Annotated in this window: 1 protein-coding gene; it reads right to left on the bottom strand. The window is 70.0% G+C overall.

Annotated elements, in window-relative coordinates:
• Positions 1 to 25 precede the first annotated feature (25 nt).
• Positions 26 to 20788, bottom strand: a complete 20763-nt coding sequence (locus IJ15_RS0107645) for a non-ribosomal peptide synthetase (protein ID WP_081880631.1) — start codon at positions 20786 to 20788, stop codon at positions 26 to 28.
• Positions 20789 to 21117 lie beyond the last annotated feature (329 nt).

Below are 21117 nucleotides of genomic sequence, written 5' to 3'. Positions count from 1 at the left end.
GCTCCCCCGCATCATCCGACTGCGATCACTCGTGTCCGCCCTCGATGATCGCCGACGCCTCGGCGATCATGCCCGCGACAGCCGCCTGGTACCCGTCGGCACCCAGCGCCGGGAGGATGCCCGGCAGCAGACCCGACAACGCGACGGTCGTCAGGGCCTCGGGCTTCAACGCCCCGCCCATCGCGGTGGCCGTCGCCGCCAGTTTGGCGTGCAACTGGCCGAACGTGACGTCGGTGCCGGCGTGCGCGATCGCCACCGTGTCCGGCGCGACCTGCGCGGCGCCCGCGACCAGTTCGGGGAGGTCGTCGACCGTGAGCTGCTTCTTCGGTTCGAGCGCCTCCCGCTCGGCATCGGTCGTCACGTCGATCGCCCGCAGGACGATCGACGGATTCTCGGTGACCGCGTCGAGGATCCGCACGAACCGATCGGCGAAGACCGCGACGGTGTCGGGGTCGAACAGGTCCGTGGCGTACGTGAACATCGCCCGGATACCGGTGAGCCCGCCGTCGGCGTCGTACTGCTCGACCGCGGTGAGCTGCAGGTCGAACTTGGCCTGATCACCGCCGAGATCCAGTGCCGACACCTCGAGGCCCGGCAACGCGAAGGTGCCCGTGTCGATGTTCTGGAACGTGAGCATCACCTGGAACAGCGGCGTGTACGCGCCCGAGCGGCGCGCACCGGCGGCGTCCACCACCTGCTCGAACGGGACGTCGGCGTTGCCGAATGCGGCGAGGTCCTTCTCCCGGGCCTGGGCCAGCAGGTCCGTGAACGGCGCGCCCGGCTCGACCCGTGTGCGGAGGGCGAGGGTGTTGACGAACATGCCGATCAGATCGTCGAGCGCGGCCTCACCGCGACCGGCGACCGGGGTGCCGACCGTGACGTCGTCGGAGCCCCCGAGCCGCGACAGCAACACCGCCAGCGCCGCATGGAACACCATGAACGTCGTCGCGCCCTGCTCGCGGGCCGTGTTCTCCACGCGCGCCGCAAGATCCGCGTCGATGTCGACGTCGACGGTGGCGCCGGCCATCGACGGCCGGGCCGGACGCGGACGGTCCGTCGGCAGCGCCGACAGCTCCGGAGCGCCCCGCAACTCGTCCGCCCAGTACGCGACCTGACGCGACACCGGGCTGTCCGGGTCGGACTCGGCGCCGAGCACCGCGCGCTGCCACAGACTGAAGTCCGCGTACTGCACGTCCAGCGGCTGCCACTGCGGCACACCACCGTCCACCCGCGCGATGTACGCGAGCATGACGTCCCGGACGAGCGGCCCCATCGAGAAGCCGTCGGCGCTGATGTGGTGGGCGACGAACGCGAGCACGTGCTCGGTCTCGGCCACCGCGAACAGCGCCGCACGGACGGGCACCTCGGTGGTGACGTCGAATCCGCGTCCGACGAATTCGACGAGGCGGTCGACGATCTCGGCCTCGGTCACCGTCGCCGGCGCGAGGTCCGGTGCCACGTCGGAGACCGGTACCAGCACCTGCGCCGGACCGTCGGCCGTGTCCGGATACATCGTGCGCAGCACCTCGTGCCGCGCGATGACATCGGCCACCGCGGCCCGCAGGATCGCGGTGTCCAGCGCACCGGACAGTCGCACCGCGACCGGGATGTTGTACGCGGACGAACCCGGATCGACCTGGTTCAGGGTCCACATCCGCTGCTGCGCGAGCGACAACGGAATCCGCTCCGGGCGTGGCCCGGCCGTGAGCGCGGCGCGAGCACCGCGACCCACGAGCGGCGTCACCCCGGCCACCACGCCGGCGACGGTGGAGTCCTCGAACACCAGGCGCACCGGCACCTGGGTGTCGAGCGCGGCGCCGAGTCGCGCCACCAACTGCGTCGCGACCAGCGAGTTGCCGCCCAGTTCGAAGAAGTCGTCGTCCAGCCCGGCCCGTGGCACGCCGAGCACGTCCGCGAAGACGCCGGCCACGATCTCCTCGAGCGGTGTCGTCGCAGCCCGGAAGTCGCGAGTCTCGAACACCGGCGCCGGCAGCGCCTGGCGGTCGAGCTTGCCGTTCGTGTTGAGCGGCAGGGCTTCGAGCACCACGAACGCCGACGGCACCATGTACGACGGCAGTGTCCGCGAGAGAGCGTCCTGCACCGCAGACGTGTCGGTGTCGCTGTCGGCGACGAGGTACGCCACCAGGCGGGTGCCCGTGTGGCTGTCCGCGTGTGCGGTGACCGCGGCCCCGCGCACCGTCGGCAGTTCCCGCAGCGCCGCCTCGATCTCGCCGAGTTCGATGCGGAAGCCGCGGACCTTCACCTGGAAGTCGGCGCGCTCGACGTACTCGAGTTCACCGGAGGCATTCCACCGCACCACGTCACCGGTGCGGTACATCCGCTCACCACCAGCCCACGGGTCCGCGACGAACCGGTCGGCCGTGAGGTCCGCCCGACCGTGGTAGCCGCGCGCCAGTTGCGCACCCGCGAGGTACAGCTCGCCCGTCACCCCGGCGGGCACCGGGTTCAGGCGTGCATCGAGGACGTACACGCGAGTGTTCCACTCCGGCACACCGATCGGGACGACGACGGTGTCCGCGTCGGTCACCTCGTGGTGCGTCACCGACACCGCGGCCTCGGTCGGCCCGTACAGGTTGTGCAGGGCCGCGGTGTTGTGCGCGCGGAACGTCTGTGCGGTGGCCGCCGGCAGCGCCTCGCCGATCGCGAAGATGCGGCGCAGCGAATCCGGCAGCCCGCCGTCGGCGGTCGTCATGAGCATCGACAGCATCGACGGAACGACGTGCAGGGTGGTGACCCGCTCGTCGCGCAGCACGTCCAGCAGATAGCCGGGATCCCGGTGCCCGTCCGGCGCCGCGATCACCAGGCGGCCACCGCACGTCGCCATCGACCAGAACTCCCACACCGACAGGTCGAACGTCGCGGCCGTCTTCAGCAGCGCGGCGTCGGTACCGTCGAGCGCGTATTCGGCACGCATCCACAGCAACTGGTTGACGATCGCGGCGTGCGCCACCGCCACACCCTTGGGGCGGCCCGTCGAACCGGACGTGAAGATCACGTACGCGGTGTTCCGGGGATCGAGCGGCCGCAGACGGTCGGCGTCGGCGACCGGCGCCGCCGAGTACGCGGTGAGATCGACCGTGTCGACCTCGAGCACCGGCCACGTCCCGGCGATGCCGACGCCGTCCCGCGCGGTCGTCAGCACGCACACCGGTGCGGCGGCCTCGAGAATGTAGCCGGTCCGCTCGGCGGGCTGGTCGGGGTCGACCGGGACGTAGGCGCCACCGGCCTTCGCGACCGCGTACATGCCGACCAGCAGGTCGACCGACCGTCGAATCGCCAGTGCGACGTGGGACTCCGGACCGACACCGTCGGCGATCAGGCGTCGCGCGAGACGGTTCACGCGTGCGTCGAACTCGGCGTACGTGATCCGTTCGTCGCCGGCCACCAACGCGATCGCGTCGGGCGTCGCGACGACCTGCGCGTCGAACAGGTCGACCAGCGTGGCCGCCTCGGTGCGGTGTGCGGTGGCGTTCCGTCCGTCCAGCAGGGACGCCCGCTCGTCCACGTCGAGCAGGTCCACGTCGCCGACCGGCATCGTGGGCTTGACGACGAAGGCGGTCAGCAACCGGACGAACCGGTCGGCGAAGGAGCGGACGGTCGGCTCGTCGAACAGGTCCGACGCGAACGTCAACGATGCCTTCATCCCCACCGGATCACCGTCGTCGTCGTACCGGTCCTCGATGATCAGATGCAGATCGAACTGCGCGACACCGGATTCCACCTCGACGACCTCGGCCGCGAGCCCCGGCAGCTCGAAGCTGCCGCGCTCGTGGTTCTGGAACGAGAAGCCCACCTGGAACAGCGGATGCCGCGCGGTGGACCGGGTCGGGTTGAGCACCTCGACCAGACGCTCGAACGGCACGTCCGCGTGTCCGAACGCCTGCAGGTCCGTCTCCCGGACGCGGCCGAGCGTGTCGGTGAAGGACCCGGCCCGGTCGACCTGTGTGCGGAACACCAGCGTGTTGACGAACATACCGACGAGGTCGTCGAGTGCGGCGTCGCCGCGGCCGGCGATCGGGGTGCCCACGGCGATGTCGTCGCTGCCGGACAGCCGCGACAACAGCACCGCGAACGCGGAGTGCACCGCCATGAACAGGGTCGCGTTCTGCTCGCGGGCGAGATCACGCAGCCCCCGATGGGTCTGGGCGTCGATGTCGAACTCGACCAGCCCGCCGCGGAACGTCTGGACCGCCGGCCGCGGGTGGTCGGTGGGCAGGTTCAGCTGGTCCGGCAGGTCCGCGAGAGCCTCGCTCCAGTACGCGAGCTGCTGCGCGGACACCGATTCCGCATCGTCCTCGTGACCGAGGACCTCCCGCTGCCACAGCGCGTAGTCCGCGTACTGCACCGCCAGCGGCGTCCACCCGGGCGCCCGGCCGTCGGTGCGAGCCGAGTACGCCGCCATGATGTCCCTGGTCAACGGCGCCAGGGACACCCCGTCCGCACTGATGTGGTGGACCACCATGCCGAGGACGAACTCGCCGGCGCCCACGCGGTACAGCTCGACCCGGATCGGGACGTCCGCCGTGACGTCGAAGCGGGTACCGGCCAGCGCCCGCAGGCGATCGGCCACCTCCGCCGGATCGACGTCGATCGGCGCCATCTCGGGCACGGCGCGGTCTGCCGGCAGGATCACCTGCTGCGGGCCCTCGTCCGTGGACGGGAACACCGTGCGCAGCGACTCGTGCCGCACCGTGACGTCCGCGACGGCCCGCTCGAGTGCCACCACGTCGAGGTCCCCGGACAGCCGCAGCGCCATGGGGATGTTGTAGGCGGTCGACTCGGTGTCGAAGCGGTTGAGGAACCACATCCGCTGCTGCGCGAGCGACAGCGGAATCCGCTCCGGCCGCGGCCGCGCCACGAGTGCCCGACGGGCCGCACCGGAATGCTCCGTCAACCGTGCCGCCAGCGCCTCCACCGTCGATGCCTCGAACAACTCCCGCACCGGAACCCGCGTGTCGAGCGCGGCCCCGAGGCGGGACACCACCTGCGTCGCGACGAGCGAGTTGCCGCCGAGTGCGAAGAAGTCGTCGCCCAGACCGATCCGGTCGACGTCGAGGACCTCGGCGAACACGCCTGCGACGATCTCCTCGACCGGCGTCGTCGGGGCCCGGAATGCACGGGTCTCGAACACCGGCTCCGGCAGCGCCTTCCGATCGAGCTTGCCCGACGCGTTCAACGGGAACGCGTCCAGGAGCACGAACGTCGACGGGACCATGTACGACGCCAGCGACCGTGACAGCTCCGCCTTGATCACAGCGACGTCGAGCGGCCCGTCGGCCACCACGTAGGCGACCAGCTGATCGCTCTTGACCAGCACGACCGACTGCATGATCTCCGGCAGCGCCAGCAGCGCCGTCTCGATCTCGCCGAGCTCGATGCGCAGACCACGCAGCTTCACCTGGAAGTCGGTGCGGCCCAGGTACTCCAACTCACCCGCTGCGTTCCAGCGCACCAGGTCTCCCGTGCGGTACATCCGTGCGCCGCTGCCCGAGAACGGATTCGCGACGAACCGGTCCGCCGTCAGGTCGGTGCGACCGAAGTAGCCCCGCGCCAGCTGGACTCCGGAGAGGTACAGCTCACCCGCCACGCCCGCCGCCACCGGATGGAGGCGAGCGTCGAGCACGTACGCACGGCTGTTCCACACCGGCGTGCCCATCGGAATGCTCGATTCCGTGGCGCCCGCCACCGGACGGGCGGTGGCGTGCACCGCGAACTCCGTCGGCCCGTACAGGTTGTGCAGTTCGGCATTGTTTACCGCGGTAAACCGGTCTGCGACCGAGTTCGGGAACGCCTCACCGGCGACCTGCACCAGCCGCAGCGAATCACAGTCCCCGGCAGCCAGTTCGGCCGTGAACGCCGTCAGCATCGACGGCACGAACGACGCCGCCGTGACCGACTGCTCCTCGATCACCGCCTTCAGGTAGCCCGGATCCCGGTGCCCGTCGGCAGCGGCGACCACCAAGCGGCCACCGACCGCCAGCGTGCCGAACAGTTCCCACAGCGACACGTCGAACGTGAACGGCGTCTTCTGCAGCACCACGTCGTCGGCCGACAGCTCGTACTCGGCGCACAACCAGGCGATCTGGTTGACGATCGAGGCGTGGCCGACGGCCACCCCCTTCGGTCGGCCCGTCGAGCCGGACGTGAAGATCACGTAGGCGGCGTTGTCGGGGCGCAGGGGCGCCCGCCGCTCGGTGTCGACGATCGGGGCGTCCGAGTAGCTCGACAGGTCGACATCGTCGAGGGACACGATGCGCTTCCCGGCCGGCAGATCCGCGCTGTCGCGCGAGGTGCTCAGCAGCAGAACCGGATCCGCCGTCTCGAGAATGTAGCCGTTGCGTTCCGCCGGCTGGTCCGGGTCGATCGGTACGTAGCCGCCACCGGCGACCAGGATCGCGTACATGCCCACCAGCATGTCCAGCGAGCGGCGGACACCGAGGCCGACGAACGTCTCCGGACCCACGCCCTCCGCGATCAGGAACCGCGCCGTGCGACGCACCCGCGCCGCGAACTCGGCATACGTCAGCGACTCGCCCTCGAACACCAGCGCGGTCGCGTCCGGCGTCCGAGCCACCTGCGCCTCGAACAACTCCACCAACGTCGATCCCACGACGACGTGCTCGGTGGCGTTCCAACCGCCGAGGACCCGCGACCGCTCGGGCGCGTCCAGCAACTCGATGTCGCCGACCGGCCCCTCGGGTTCTGCGGTGACCGCGTCGAGCAGTCGCACGAAGCGTCGCGCGAGGGCCGACACCGACGACTCGTCGAAGAGGTCGGTCGCATAGGTGAGGTCGACCGAGTACCCGTCCGGGGACGGTTCGACGGTCATCTGGAGGTCGAACTTCGCGATCGCGGCGTCGAACTCGACCGCGGCGACCGACAGTCCGGGAAGCTCGAGCGATCCGCGCTCGAGGTTCTGGAACGCCAGCATCACCTGGAACAGTGGGTGCCGGCCCTGCGACCGCTCGGGGTCGAGGATCTCGACGAGCCGCTCGAACGGCAGGTCCGCGTGCTCGAACGCGGCCAGATCGGTGGCCCGCACCTGCGCGAGCAGGTCGGCGAACGACCCGCCACCGTCCACGTCGGTCCGCAGCACCAGGGTGCCCACGAACATGCCGACCAGATCGTCGAGTGCGGCGTCGCCGCGGCCCGCGACCGGCGTGCCGATCGCGATGTCCGAGGTGCCGCTGAGCCGGGACAACAACGCCGACAGCGCGGCGTGCACCACCATGAACGGGGTGGCTCCCCGCGTGCGGGCCAACGACTCGATGGCCGCGCTGCGCTCCGCACCGATCGAGAACGTGTACGACGCACCGTGATTCGACGACACCACGGGCCGAGGCCGGTCCGTGGGCAGATCCAGTTGGGCCGGCAGATCGGCGAGATGCTCGGTCCAGTACGCCACCTGACGGGCGATCGGCGACTCCGGATCGTCCTCCGACCCCAGCACCTCACGCTGCCACAGCGCGTAGTCCGCGTACTGCACCGGCAGCGGCGCCCACGACGGGGTGTCCCCCGTCGCGCGGGCAGCGTAGGCGAGCATCACGTCGCGGGTCAGCGGTCCCATCGAGAAGCCGTCCGACGCGATGTGGTGCACCACGATCACGAGGACGTGCTCGGCGTCGGTGAGCCGGAACAACGCGGCGCGGACCGGGACGTCCGTCGTCAGGTCGAACCCGGCCGATGCCAGTGCCCCGATCCGGCCGCCCAGCTCGGTGTCGGTCACCGTGTCGGGTGCAAGATCGAACACCACCCGATCGGCGGGCAGGATCGCCTGCGTCCCGACGCCGTCGACGTCGGGGAACACCGTCCGCAACGACTCGTGCCGCGCGACGACATCGCGGACCGCGCCCCGCAGCGCCTCGACGTCCACGACGCCGGACAGCCGGATCGCCATCGGGATGTTGTTCACCGCCGACTCGGGCTCGAGGCGGTTGAGGAACCACATCCGCTGCTGGGCCAGCGACAACGGCACCCGATCCGGCCGCGGACGCGCGGTCAATGCCGCCCGTGCACCCGCACCGGCCAGCCGGGCCACGAGGGCCGCCAGGCCCTCCACCGTCGACACCTCGAACAGCACCCGCACCGGCACCTGCGTGTCGAGTGCAGCACCCAGTCGGGACACGACCTGCGTGCCGAGCAGCGAATTGCCGCCCAGAGCGAAGAAGTCGTCGTCCAGGCCCACCCGCTCGACGTCCAGGACGTCGGCGAACACCCCCGCGACGATCTCCTCGATCGGCGTCGTCGGAGCCCGGAACACCGCAGCCTCGAACACCGGCTCCGGCAACGCCTTCCGATCCACCTTGCCCGATGCGTTCAGCGGGAACGCATCGAGCACCACGAACACCGCCGGCACCATGTACGACGGCAGATCCCGGGCGAGCGCGGCCTTCGCCGCGTCGACGTCGAACACCTCGCCCGCGACCACGTACGCGACCAGCTTCTCGTCGTGCACCACGACGACGGCCTGCGCGACCGACGCGAGCGCGGACAGCGCGGTCTCGATCTCCCCCAGCTCGATCCGCAGACCACGCAGTTTCACCTGGAAGTCCGTGCGGCCCAGGTACTCCAGCTCGCCGGCCGCGTTCCACTTCACGAGATCACCCGTGCGATACATCCGCTCACCGCTCGCGGAGAACGGATTCGCCACGAAACGGTCCGCCGTCAGATCGCTCCGACCGACGTAGCCCCGCGCCACCTGGACGCCCGCCAGGTACAGCTCGCCCGGCACGCCCACGGGGAGCGGATTCAGGCGAGCGTCGAGTACCAGCGCACGCGTGTTCCACACCGGGGCGCCGATCGGCACCGCACCGGACGCCGATTCGCCGGGCGCGACCGTGGACCGCGTCGCCTGCACCGTCACCTCGGTCGGACCGTAGAGATTGTGGACCGACGCATCGGTGACCCGGCGGACCCGGTCGACGAGTGCGCCCGTCAACGCCTCGCCACCGCAGAACAACCGACGCAGCGACACCGCGCCGGCGCGGTCCAGGTGATCGACCATCGCGCCCAGCACCGACGGCACGAACTGCGCCACCGACACGGACTCCGCCGCGATCGCGCGGGCCAGCTCGGCCGGATCCCGATGCGCCTCCCGCGTCGCCACCACGGCGGTCGCACCGACCTGCAACGGCCAGAACAATTCCCACACCGAGGCGTCGAACGTGAACGCCGTCTTGACCAGCACACGATCCGAGCCGCCGAGTCCGTACTCGCCCTGCATCCACCGCAACTGATTCACGATCGAACCGTGCGACACGGCAACGCCCTTCGGACGTCCCGTCGAACCCGACGTGAAGATCGCATACGCCGCACTGCCGGAACGCAGCGGCGACACCCGCTCCGCGTCGACGACCGGAGCCTCCGAGAACACGGACACGTCGACGGTGTCGAGATGGACGACCGCGACGGACCGCTCCCCCGACGTCTCGAAACCGTCCCGCACCGTGGACAGCACCAGGGTGGGCGACGCGGTGTCGAGGATGTGGCCGTTGCGCTCCGCGGGCTGATCCGGATCCACCGGCACGTACCCACCACCGGCAGCGAGCACGGCGTACACCGCGACCAACTGCTCCACCGAACGGCCCATCGCCACCGCAACCAGCGACTCCGGACCCACACCCTCCGCGATCAGGAACCGCGCCGTCCGGCGCACGCGCACCGCGAACTCCGCGTAGGTCAGCGACTCACCCTCGAGCACCAGTGCCGTCGCATCCGGCGTCCGCGCGACCTGCGCCTCGAACAACTCCACCAGCGTCGAACCCTCGACGACGTGCTCGGTCGAGTTCCAGGTGTCGACGACCAGCGACCGCTCGGCGGCATCGAGCACGTCGACGTCGCCGACGACCACGGAGGGGTCCGCGGTCACCGAGGCGAGCACGTGCACGAAACGCTCGGCGAACACCCGCATCGACGAGACGTCGAACAGATCGGTGGCATAGGTCAACTCGACGGTGAGCCCGCCGGCGGCACCGGAACCGTCGATCGATTCCATGACGCTGATCTGGATGTCGAACTTCGAGGAGACCTCGTCGAACTCGACCTCCGAGACCGTGACGCCCGGCAGTTCGAGGCTCGTGCGTCCGAGGTTCTGGAACGCGAGCATCACCTGGAACAACGGGTTGCGCGCCTGGGACCGCGTCGGCGAGAGGACGTCGACCAACCGCTCGAACGGGACGTCCGAGTGCGCGAACGCCGCGAGGTCGATCTCCCGCACCGATCGGAGCAGATCGGCGAACGACTCTCCGCCGTCCACTGCGGTCCGCAGCACCAACGTGTTGACGAACATGCCCACGACGTCGTCGATGGCGGCGTCACCACGGCCCGCGACCGGCGTGCCGATCGCGACGTCGGAGGTACCGCCGAGGCGCGCCAGCAGCACCGACAGCCCGGCATGGACGACCATGAACGGCGTCGTGTTGGTGCGCTGCGCGAGTGCCACGATCGCCCGGTGCGTCGATGCGTCCACCGCGAACCGGTGGGTGGCACCGCGACCCGAGGCCACGGCCGGACGCGTGCGATCGGCGGGCAGGTCGAGCTGTTCCGGCACGCCGGCGAGACGCTCGGCCCAGTACGCAATCTGCTGCGACAGAGGCGAATCCGGGTCGCCCTCCGCTCCGAGAACCTCACGCTGCCACAACGCGTAGTCGGCGTACTGCACCGGCAGCGGTTCCCAGGCCGGACGGCTGTCGGAGCACCGTGCCGTGTAGGCCACCATGATGTCGCGCGTGAGCGGACCCATCGAGAAGCCGTCGGCCGCGATGTGATGCACCACGAGCGCCAGCACGTGCTCGGTCGGTGACAGTTCGTACAGCGCCGCCCGCAGCGGCACCTCGCGGGTGACGTCGAACGTCGAGCGCGCGAGATCCCCCAGCGCGGAGGCGAGGCCGTCGACACCGACAGCGATCGGGTCCAGGCTCATCTCGACCTGCGACGCGGGGCGGATCACCTGGGTGCCGACGCCGTCGATCTCCGGATAGACGGTGCGCAGGGACTCGTGGCGCACGATCACGTCGCCGACGGCGGCACGCAGCGCGGTACGGTCGAGCAGGCCGGACAGTCGCACGGCGACCGGAATGTTGTTTCCGGCCGACGAGACGTCGAAGCGGTTGAGGAACCACATGCGCTGCTGCGCGTACGACAGTGGAATCCGGTCCGGGCGCACCGTCGCCACCAGCTTGCGGCGACCGTCGCCGACGGACTGCTCGATCCTCGCGGCCAACGCCTGCACGGTCGACGCCTCGAACAGCTCCCGTACCGGGACCTGCGTGTCGAGGCTCTCCCCGATGCGCGCCACGACCCGCGTCGCGACGAGCGAATTGCCACCCAGTTCGAAGAAGTCGTCGTCGCGTCCGATCCGGGCGACGTCGAGCAGTTCGGCGAACACACCCGCGACGATCTCCTCGACGGGTGTCTGCGGCGCCCGGAACTCACGGACCTCGAACTCGGGTTCCGGCAGCGCCTTGCGATCGAGCTTGCCGCTGCCGCTGATCGGCAGTTCGGCGAGCACCACGACCGCGGCCGGAACCATGTACGACGGCAGCACGCGGCCGACCGATTCCTTCACGCCGACGGAATCTATCGAGGCCCCCGGTGCCGCAACGAGATACGCGACCAGCTGGTCGTGCTTGACGAGTACGACCGCCTGCCCGACCGAGTCGGACTTCAGCAGGGCTGCCTCGATCTCGCCGAGTTCGATGCGGAAGCCACGCAGCTTGACCTGGTCGTCGGCGCGGCCGACGTACTCGATCACCCGATCGACACTGGTGCGCACCACATCGCCCGTGCGGTACAGGCGAGACCCCGGTTCCCCGAACGGGTTCGCGACGAATCGATCGGCGGTCAGACCGGACCGCTCGTGATAGCCGCGGGCCAGCCCGGGGCCCTCGAGATACAGCTCACCCACGACACCGACCGGGACCGGACGCAGCCGTCGATCGAGCACGTACGCGTTCGCTCCGCGGATCGCACGCCCGATCGTGACGGGCTCGCCGGGAACCAGGGCGTCGGAGATGTTGGACGCGACGGTGGCCTCGGTGGGCCCGTACGCGTTGAACATCCGCCGGCCGGGCGTGACCCAGCGTTCCACCAGGTCGTCCGAGCAGGCCTCGCCGCCGACCACGACGACGCGCAGGGCATCGAGCCCGGCGGGATCGACCGACGCGAGCGCGGCCGGGGTCACGAACGCGTGCGTCACCCGTCCGGCGGCCAGCAGTTCGGTGAGTTCCTGCCCACCGTAGATCGACGTCGGGGCGATCACCATCGTCGCGCCCGCACCGAACGCCATCAACAGTTCGAGGATCGACGCATCGAAACTCGGCGACGCGAAATGCAGCGTCCGAGAACCGGACTCGACGCCGTACCGCTCCACCTGCTCGGCCGCGAACGCCGCCAGACCGGTGTGCGTGACCACCACGCCCTTCGGCACACCCGTCGAACCGGACGTGTAGATCACGTACGCCGGATGTGCCGGGACGAGGGCGCTCGTGCGATCCGCGTCGCGCAGTCGCACCGACGACTGCGCCTGCAGCGCCGACGTGACGGCGGCGTCGTCGAGAACCAGCCAGGGCAGCCCCTCGGGCAGCGCCGCGGCGTGCTCGGCCAGCGTGACGCCCAGGACCGCACCCGAATCCGACACCATGTGCGCCACCCGGTCGGACGGGTAGTTCGGATCGACGGGGACGAACGCGGCACCGGTCTTGGCGACCGCCCAGACCGCGACGACCGAGTCGAGCGAGCGCGTCAGCGCGATCGCGACGGTGTCCTCCGGTCCGGCGCCCCGCGACACCAGCAGTCGGGCCAACCGCGAGGACCGCTCGTCGAGGTCCCGATAGCTGATCCGGGACTCGCCCGAGACCACCGCGACGGCGTCCGGGTCGGCGTCGGCGGCCGCGGCCAGCAGGTCCGGCAGCAGTACCGGCACCGGGGCGCCGGCGGCGGCCGGAGCGGTGAGCAGGCGGTGCTCCGACGAATCGAGGAGACCGATGTCGCCGATCACCACATCGGGGTCGGCGACGATCGATTCGAGAACCCGCAGGAACCGCGCACCGAAGGCACGAACGGTTGCCTCATCGAAAAGATCTGTTGCGTAGGTGAATTCGACACCCATGCCGGACGGGTCGCCGCCGTCGATCGACTCGGTGCACACGACCTGCAGATCGAACTTGGCGACACCGGCGCCGACGTCGACCTTGTCGATCGTCAGGTCCGGGAGGTCGAGCCTGGTGACCGCCATGTTCTCGAACGAGAGCATCGTCTGGAACAGCGGATGACGTGCCGTCGAACGTGCCGGGTTGAGGATCTCGACCAACTGCTCGAACGGGATGTCCGAGTGCGCGAACGCCCCGAGTGCGACGTCGCGGGCGTGCGCCAGCAGGTCGGTGAATCGCGTGCCGTCGTCGATCCGGGTCCGCAGCACGAGCGTGTTGACGAACATGCCGACGAGGTCGTCGAGCGCCTGCTCACCTCGACCCGCGACCGGGGTGCCGATCGCAACGTCGTCGGTTGCGGCCAACCGCGACAGCAACACCGACAGCGCGGCGTGCACGACCATGAACAGCGACGCATTGTGCTCGTGCGCCACGCCGATCAGCGCACGGTGCACGTCGGTGGGCACCGTGAAGTCGAGGGTGCCGCCGCGGTAGGACTGCCGGGCCGGCCGCGGGCGGTCGGTCGGAAGGTCGAGTTGATCAGGGAGGCCGTCGAGGTGCTCCGCCCAGTAGCGCGACTGCTTCGAGACCACCGAGTCGGTGTCCTCCGCCGATCCGAGGATCTCCTGCTGCCACACCGCGTAGTCCGCGTACTGCACCGGCAGCGTTCCCCAGACCGGCTGGCCCCACCGGATCCGCGCCTCGTAGGACGCCATCACGTCGCGGGCCAGCGGACCCATCGACCAGCCGTCCGCGCTGATGTGGTGCACCACCATCGCGAGGACGTGCTCGAAGGGGCCGACCCGCAGCAGTCGAGCCCGCACGGGCGCGTCCGTCGTGACGTCGAACCCGCGCGTGGCCAGATCGGTCATCGCGGAATCCAGTTCGAGCACCGGGACGTCCACCGGTGTGAGGTTCGGAACGACCTGCACCGCGTCGAGGACCACCTGATGCGGGCCCTCGGGCGAATCCGGGTAGACCGTCCGCAGCGATTCGTGCCGGTCGAGCATGTCGACGAGCGCGATCTGCAACGCCACGACATCGAGGTCACCGACGAGCCGAAGACCGAACGACAGGTTGTAGGTGGCGGACTCGGGTTCGAGACGGTTGAGGAACCACATCCGCTGCTGGGCCAGCGACAGCGGGACGTGGTCGGGACGCGGTCGCGCGACGAGCGGCGCGCGACCGCCGGTGCCCGCGTGCTGTTCGACCCGCACGGCCAACTGCTCGACGCTGGACGCCTCGAACAGGACACGCACGGGGACCGTGGTGTCGAGTGCGGCACCGAGCCGTGCGACCACCTGCGTCGCGATCAGCGAGTTGCCACCCAGCGCGAAGAACTCGTCGTCGAGCCCGACGGTGTCGACTCCCAGGACGTCGGTGAGGACGTCCGCCACGATCTCCTCGACGGGGGTGCGCGGGGCGCGGAAGGTCTTGAGCGCGAACACCGGTGCCGGCAGCGCACGCCGGTCGATCTTGCCGGACGTGGTCCGCGGGATCGAGGCGAGCGGGAGGAACATGGTCGGCACCATGTACGACGGGAGCCGCGGTGCGAGGTACTCGCGCAGATCGGTCGGGTCCGGCGTGGCGGCGTCGGCCGCGGCCACGACGTACGCGACGAGCTGGTCGCCGGCGCGGGCGTCGTGGTGGAGCACGACGATCGCCTGGCCGACGGCCGGGTACTCGCGCAGGGCCGATTCGACCTCGCCGAGTTCGATGCGCAGACCGCGCAGCTTCACCTGGAAGTCGCTGCGGCCGACGTACTCGAGTTCGCCGGCGGGCTCGCCCGCGGCGCCGGCCTCCGTCGCGGTCCAGCGCACCAGGTCGCCCGTGCGGTACATCCGCTCCCCGGGTGACCAGGGATCGGCGACGAACCGGTCGGCGGTGAGGTCGGGGCGGCCGTGGTATCCGCGTGCCAACTGGTGGCCCGAGACGTACAGCTCACCCACCACACCGACCGGAACCGGATTCAGGCGCGAATCGAGAACGCGCGCACGGGTGTTCCACACCGGGGCACCGATCGGCACCGTCGTCGGGCGGCCCTCGTCGACCGTGCGGCGAGTGACCTGGACGGCGGTCTCGGTGGGACCGTACAGGTTGTGGATCGCGGCGTCACAGATGCGGCGCACTCGTGCGACCACCGCCGCCGTGAGTTCCTCGCCACCGCAGAACACTTGCGACAGCGACCTGCAGCCCGCGGGCTGCAGGTGGTCGGCGACAGCATCGAGCACGGTCGGGACGAACTGGACCACCGTGATCGACTGCTCGGTGATCACCCGTGCGAGGTACGCGGGATCGCGATGCCCGTCGGGCGACGCGACGACAATGCGAGCACCCGCCTCCAACGGCCAGAACAGTTCCCACACCGACGCGTCGAACGTGATCGGGGTCTTGAACAGGACCGAGTCGTCCCCGCCCAGCACGTACTCGTCCTGCATCGACAGCAACTGGTTGACGACCGCGCGGTGCGAGACGGCGACACCCTTGGGGCGGCCCGTCGAGCCCGATGTGAAGAGGACGTACGCGGTGTTGGCGGTGCGGAGCGGCCGCAGCCGGTCGGCGTCGGTGAGCGACTCGTCCGAGTACTCCGACAACTCGAGCGCATCGACCTCGATCCGAGGGAGATCCGCGGGCAGCGCGACGTCGTCCCGGGACGACGTCAGCACGCACGCCGGCCGCGCCGTCGCGAGGATGTGTGCGTTGCGATCGGCGGGCTGCTGCGGGTCGACCGGCACGTACGCGCCGCCCGCCGCCAGGACCGCGTGGAGCGCCGTCAGCAGTTCGGGTGAGCGCTCCATCGCGACGGCCACGACGGTCTCCGGCCCCACCCCCTGCGCCACCAGGAACCGGGCCAGACGGTTGACCCGACCGGCGAAGTCGCCGTACGTCCACTCTCCGTCGGCGAACACCACGGCGCGGGCGCCCGGCGTCCGGCCCGCCTGGCGATCGAACAGTTCGGGCAGCGTCGCGGCCGGCACGTCGCGGGCGGTCCGGTTCCAGCCCTCGACGACGAGCGCACGCTCCGCGTCGCCCTGGAGAGACACGTCTCCCACGGTGACGGTGGTGTCGCCGACGATCGCCTCCACGATGCGCACGAAGCGCTCCGCGAAGGTGGCGATCGTCGCCTCGTCGAACAGATCGGTCGCGTACTCGAAGACCGCGGCGACGGCGGACGGAGCGCCCGACTCCTCGAAGCCCTGCGAGATCTGCAGTTGCAGATCGAACTTCGCGATCGGCACGTCCAGTTCGGCTGCCGTGGCGCGCACTCCGGCGAAACTCAGGTCGCGTACGCCCGTGACCTCGGCCGACAGCATGGCCTGGAACAGCGGGTGACGGGCCGACGACCGCACCGGGTCGAGTGCCTCGACCAACCATTCGAACGGTACGTCGGCGTGCCCGTACGCCTCGAGGTCGCTGTCCTTGACGTCGGCCAGGAGGTCGGCGAACGACGCCGACGGATCGATCCGGGTCCGCAGCACCAGAGTGTTGACGAACATGCCGATGAGGTTGTCGAGCGCCTCGTCACCGCGCCCCGCCACCGGGGTGCCGATCGCGATGTCCGAGGTTCCGCTCAGCCTCGACAGCAGCACCGCGTACGCCGCGTGCACCACCATGAACAGCGTGGCGCCGTGCTCGCGGGCCACCTCCAGCAGACGGGCGTGGGTGGCGGCCGGAAGCTCGAAACGGAACTTGGCGCCGGCGTTCGACGCGACCGCGGGCCGGGGCCGGTCCGCGGGCAGGTCCAGTTGGTCCGGAAGCCCGGACAGCGTCCGCGTCCAATACGCGATCTGCTGTCCGGCAACGGAATCGGCGTCGCCCTCGGAGCCCAGCGTCTCGTGCTGCCACACCGCGTAGTCGGCGTACTGCACCGGCAGCGGCGTCCACGCCGGCGACGATCCCTCGGCGCGCGCCGCGTACGCGATCATGAGGTCACGGGCGAGCGGACCGAACGACGATCCGTCCGCCGCGATGTGGTGCAGGACCATCGCGACCACGTACTCGGTGTCGGACAGCCTCAGCAGTTCGACCCGGAACGGGGGCTCGGTCGTCACGTCGAAACCGCGGGCCGCGAGCCGCCGCAGTGCGGCCTCGAGTTCGTCCGGCGCGGTGGACACGGGCACCAGATCCTGCACGACGGCATCGGCGGCCAGAATCACCTGCTGCGGAATGCCGTCGACCTCCGGGTACACGGTCCGCAACGACTCGTGCCGCCCGACCACGTCGGCGAAGGCGGCCGAGAAGGCCGCGGGGTCGACCGCACCGGACAGACGGACCGCGAACGGCAGGTTGTACACCGCCGTCGTGGCGTCGAACCGGTTGAGGAACCACATCCGCTGCTGCGCGAGCGAGAGCGGAAGACGCTCCGGGCGGGCCACCGCACCCAGGACCGGCGTTCCCGGCCCACGTTCGACGGTCGCAGCGGCCCGGGCGGAGAGCGCGGCCACGGTGGACGCCTCGAAAAGCTCCCGCACACCCAGCTGGACACCCAGCGCCGCGCCCACACGCGTCACGACCTGCGTCGCGACGAGCGAGTTGCCGCCGAGGTCGAAGAAGTCGTCGTCGATGCCCACCTTCTCGACCCCGAGCACGTCGGAGTACACCGCGGCGACGGTCTTCTCCGCCTCGGTGCGGGGCGCACGGAATTCCTTGTTGCTCAGGAACAACGGCTCGGGCAGGGCCTTGCGGTCGAGCTTGCCGCTCGTGTTGAGCGGGAAGCCGTCGAGGATCGTGACGGACGCGGGCACCATGTAGGCGGGCAGCGAGCGTCCCGCGAACTCGGCGAGCTCGGCCGGGACGAGGGAACGTCCGGGCGCCGGGACGACGTACGCCACCAACTGGTCGCCGGTCGCGGTCGGCACCACGAGCACGACAGTCTGGGACACGTCCTCGTGCGCCAGCAGGACCGTCTCGATCTCGCCCAGTTCGATGCGCTGGCCACGGAACTTCACCTGGAAGTCGGTGCGGCCGATGTAGTCGAGTGTGCCGTCGGCGCGCCAGCGCACCAGGTCGCCGGTGCGGTACATGCGCTCGCCGGCCGACCCAATGCCGTCCACACCGCCGAACGGGTTGGCGACGAAACGATCCGACGTGATGTCGGGGCGGCCGACGTAGCCGCGGGCCAGCTGGTCGCCGGCGAGGTAGAGCTCTCCCGGCTGTCCGATCGGCGCCGGTCGCAGCAGGTGGTCGAGCACGTAGGCCCGGGTGTTCCACTGGGCGAATCCGATCGGGACGCTCACCACGTCCTGCGGGCCGGACTCGTAGTAGGTGACCGACACGGCAGCTTCGGTGGGCCCGTACAGGTTGTGGAGCCCCGCACCGCACAGCGCACGGAACTCCGCAGCCGTCTCCGGCGGCAACGCCTCGCCGATCACGAACACGTCTCGCAGCGAATCACACGTTCCGGCAGGGGCATTCGCAACGAACACGCTGAGCATCGATGGCACGAAGTCGGTGACGGTGACGGCGTGCTCGGCGATCTTGTTCGCGACGTACACCGGATCCCGGTGACCGTCCGGGGTAGCGACCACCATCGACGCACCGACCCGCAGCGGCATGAAGAAGCCCCACAACGACACGTCGAACGTGGTGGCAGTCTTCTGCAGGTAGACGTCCGACCCGAGCATCGGGTACTCGTGGAGCATCCACTCGAGCTGGTTGTCGATCGCCGCGTGCGCGACCGCGACACCCTTGGGCCGGCCCGTCGAACCGGACGTGTAGATCACGTACGCGGTGTTCTCCGGCCGCAACGGGGCGAGCCGATCGGCGTCCGTGACCGGCCTGGTGTCTAGTTCCGGGAGATCGAGGGTGTCGATCTCGATCGCCACCGTGCCGTCCGGCAGGTCCACCGCGTCACGTGCTGTGGTGAGAACACAGGCAGGGTCGGCGGATTCGAGGATGTACGCCGTCCGGTCGGCCGGATGATCCGGGTCGATGGGCACCCAGGCGCCACCGGACTTCACGATGGCGTACAGCCCGACGATGAGGTCGAGGGAGCGTCGGATCGACAGCCCCACAAGCGATTCGGGTCCGACACCAATCCCGATGAGGGTGCGGGCGAGCGCGTTGGCCCGCGCGTCCAGCTCCGCGTACGTGAGCGTCTCGCCCTCGTACACGAGCGCGGTCGCGTCCGGAGTGCGCGCCGCCTGCTCGTCGAACGCCTCGGCGAGGTTGCGCGGCCGGATGCTGTGGGCGGTTCCGACCCAGTCCCCCAACACGATCCGGCGTTCGAGCTCGGTAGCGAGCGGGATGCCCCACACCGGCTGATCGGACCCGGCGGCCACGTACCGGTCGAGGAACTCGACGAAGCGCTCGTGGTTGCGCCGCGCCTCGTCGTCCCCGTACAGGTTGGGATTGGATTCGAAGTCCACGTGGGTCCGGGTTCCGGCCACGCTCTGGTACAGGTTGACGCCGAGATCCTCGATGAGACCCGTCGACAGGATGTGCTGCTCACCCAGAATGTCACCGAACCGCAGTTCCGTGTGGAACATCATGATGTTCACCCACGGGCCGAAGAACGACGCCTGCCCGGCCGTGCCGGTGACGTCGCGTCGGATGTCCTCGTGGCGGTACCGCTGATGGCGCAGGGCCCCCGACACCTCGGTGGCGACGCGGGTGAGCAGTTCCGAGACGGTGGTGTCGGCGGACACCGACAGTCGCAGCGGGACGACGTTGGACGTCATGCCACCGGAGCGGCGGAGCACCGCATTGGTGCGCCCCGTGACCGGCAGACTCAGGACCACGTCCTCGCGGCCCGTCATGTGCGCGAGGTAGGCCGCGAAGGCCGCGATCACCACCGTCGCGATCGTGGTGTCCTCCCGGCCCAGGAACGCCTCCATGCGCGCCGCCGCGTCGTCCGACAGCGCGGTGCTGTCGATCCGGCTCAGCGAGGCGGGCGGTGCGGAGCGGCCGGCGAGGCTGGTCGACTCCTCGACGCCCGCCAGCCGTTCGAGCCAGTAGTCGCGGTCCGACGTGAAACGCGTCGACGCCCGGTAGGTGCGATCGGCGTCGTACACCTTCTCGAGCGGGGACGACAGGTTCGCCGACGGCTCGGAGTTCTCGGCGAGCGCCGTGTAGTGCTCGGCCACCCGGTTGACGAAGGTGGTGGCCCCGAACCCGTCGAGGACCACATGGTGGGCGCGGTTGTACCAGAAATAGACGTCGTCCTCGACGTGCAGGAGAGCCCCGACGACGAGCCGATCCCGGAGGAGATCGACGGGCGCGCTGTAGTCCGACCGCATCCACTCGAGCGCCGCGGCCCGCGAGTCCGCCTCCGCGCGCAGATCGACGTACTCGGGGGAATCGTCGAGCGTCGGGTCGACCACCTGATGCGGCTGCGCGTCGATCTCGAGAATCCGGATGTAGGCGGACCCGGTCTCCCCCGCCGCTCGCGCGGTGGCACGGTGCAGAAGTTCGATGTCGAGGCTGCCGCGCAGTTCGACGTACTGGGCGATGTTCGCGGGCACGGACGGATCGACGTGTTGCGCGAACCACATGCCGAGCTGCGCCTGAGACAGCGGAAACGGCCCCCCGCCGGAGCCGTTCCCGATCGAGCCGCCACCCTCTAGTCCACCGACGCCTAGCGAGTTCAAACCCAGAGCCTCTCTTCCAACATCACGCACCCCCGTCCCCGGCGCCGCCGAAGCGACGCGCGAGCAGACACCGAGTGCCCAACTGCACGACCGAGCCCGGCACAGGACCGGGACGATCTGCCGGTACGGCACGCACCCGGGTGTATATCTGCTGATCGGACCTGGTTCGTTACAGCAGGGAAGCACCGGCAGACGCAGGTCACCGAGTTGAAGGAGGGACGGCCAACCACCTTCGATTGTGCTCGATCACACTCGCAACGTCCCGGTCGTCCGAGGGGTCACGTACGGGGGTCGATCACCGAAGATCCTGGGCTGGACACTCGGACCAACTTACAGGCACACCCCACCGAAAAGCACTT

Source organism: Prescottella defluvii, from assembly GCF_000738775.1.
Taxonomy (GTDB): domain Bacteria; phylum Actinomycetota; class Actinomycetes; order Mycobacteriales; family Mycobacteriaceae; genus Prescottella; species Prescottella defluvii.
The sequence above is the reverse complement of the archived record's forward strand: the minus strand, read 5'-3'. Positions and strand labels throughout refer to the sequence as shown.